The 2,120-nt window shown below is 64.0% G+C and carries 1 protein-coding gene; it reads right to left on the bottom strand.

Features of this window, described 5'->3' with window-relative positions:
* Window positions 1-135: 135 nt before the first annotated feature.
* Window positions 136-1,506: an IS481 family transposase gene (locus BTIS_RS11550; RefSeq protein ID WP_094665597.1), complete on the bottom strand. Its 1,371-nt coding sequence runs from the start codon at window positions 1,504-1,506 to the stop codon at window positions 136-138.
* Window positions 1,507-2,120: the final 614 nt, after the last annotated feature.

The following is a 2,120-nucleotide window of genomic DNA, read 5'->3' as shown; positions in this document are numbered from 1 at the left end:
ATACTTCTCGATGTGCGTGGTTATGGGCGTGGAGTGCACATGGAACACCAGCGTGATGAGATAGNNNTGTATTGTCTCGGGGCATGGTTGACGGGTGTCTCGGGGCATGGTTGACGGGGTGTCCTGGGGCATGCTTTACTGCTGTCCTGGGGCATCGTTGTCGTTCGCCGGTGGCCTGCGGTATTGGTATTCGCGTGTGGTGTCGAGTCTTTGGTCGGCGAGGATCTCGCCGGTGGCGGTGTCGGTGACGGTGACGATGCCGTGGTCGATGGCCAGTTCCACCGTCCTGCCGGCGTTCTCCCTGCCGATGTTGACGATGATGCGGCGCAGCGGAGCGACGCCGCCCTGCTGGGTGACGCATCCGCGTCGGTCGGTCTTGTGCGTGCGGGCCGGGACGGTCACGTCCACGGGCTCGGGCTCCGTGCGTTCGGCGGCCGGGACGGGCCTGCGTCTCGGGGCCGTCACGCGTTCGGCCTCGCGGTGTTCCTCCTCGTCGCGTCTGGCCTGTTCGCGGGCGGCGATCTCGGGGTCGGGGCCGGCCTTGCCCTTGGCCTCGTACGCCTCCTTGGGGGTGCGGCGGCCCAGGGCCCGGTGGGGGCGTTCCTCGTTGTACTCGCGGCGGAACTCGTCGAGCTGGGCGTTGAGCTCGTCGAGACCGCGCGCGAGGTGCCGGGCGGCGAGCCATTGCTTGAGGGTGCGGTGCCAGCGTTCGATCTTGCCCTGGGTCTGGGGATGGTAGGGGCTGCCGTTCTTCTGGCGCACGCCCATCAGGGCGAGCAGCCGCTCGAACGACCCCGGTTCGGCCGAGTGCAGGCGGGTCGTGTACACGGTGCCGTTGTCGGTGAGCGTGGAGGCGGGGATCCCGTACCGGGAGCACGCCTGGCGGAACGACTCCTCGATGGTCTTCATGGTGACCGTCGCGTACGCGCGCGAGTACAGGAGGAACCTCGAGTGGTCGTCGAGCCAGGAGACGATCAGCGCGTCCGTGCCGTCCGCGAGAGGCCAGTGGGTGAAGTCCGACTGCCACGTCTCGTTGGGCAGCGCGGCCTCGAACCTCGCGTACGAGGACCTGGGCCGCTTCCTCGGCTCGGGGCGCACCAGGCCCGCCTGCTTGAGGATGCGGTGGATCGTGGAGTTCGCCGGAGGCCTGACGCCCTCGCGCTCCAGCCTGGCGGCGATGGACTCCGGCCCCGAGTCCAGACCGGCGGCGTCCAGCTCGCGCCGGAGCGCGACGATCCGCTCCCTGGTCTCCTTCCCGGTCCTGTTGGCGATACGGCGCGCGCGCCTGGAGCGGGGCAGGAGACCTTTCTCTCCCTCCTCGCCGTACCTGCGTCTCAGCTCGTTCGCCCACTGCCTGGTGACGCCGTGGCGCCGGGCGGCCTCGGCGACCGGCATGCCCGCGAGGATCGCGTTGACGATGGCTTTGTTGCGCAGGAACTCGCTACGGGCCGCGGGGCCATCATCATTGGAATGCGCTGGTGTCTGCTGCTGTGATTGTGTGTCCATACACCAATCAACCAGCACCGACCTGTAAACCATGCCCCGAGACATACGTCAACCATGCCCTAGGACACCCCGTCAACCATCCCCCGAGACATACGTCAACTATCCGCTCGAACTAGACAGTGTGGTGTTGGTGGGTAGTGTGGTGGTGGACGTGGTTTTTGGCTGTTTGCGACACGCCGGGCGGAGCTTGTGTTTTCAGGGGTTTTGGGTGTTTTTGTTGTGTCCGGGTTGCGGGCTTGTTGGTTGTTGTGTATGTTTATCTCTTGCTGCCCGGCGCTGATGGTTCAGGTTTTGGCCTGTGGTGTTGGTGCTTGTGTGGTGGTGGTTTGAGAACTCAAGAGCGTGTTTTGTACTACTAAGTTTTGATTGCCAGTCCGGCTGCTGCTCCTGTCGTTGTGTGGTGGGAGTGCCCGAGGGGGTTTGATTGTGGCCGGGTTTTTGGAAGGATTGTGCGAGCATGTGGCTGGTTGGCTGTCGCGGGGTTTCCTGTGGTGGTTGCTGGTTGTGTGTTTTGTCTGTCTTTTTCTTTTCTTTTTTTCGAGTCATTGTTTTGGCTCTTCATGAAGGTTTTTTTGTGGAGGGTTTGATTCTGGCTCAGGACGAACGCTGGCGGC

It is taken from the genome of Bifidobacterium tissieri, assembly GCF_002259645.1.
GTDB classification, from domain to species: Bacteria; Actinomycetota; Actinomycetes; order Actinomycetales; family Bifidobacteriaceae; genus Galliscardovia; species Galliscardovia tissieri.
The sequence above is the reverse complement of the archived record's forward strand: the minus strand, read 5'-3'. Positions and strand labels throughout refer to the sequence as shown.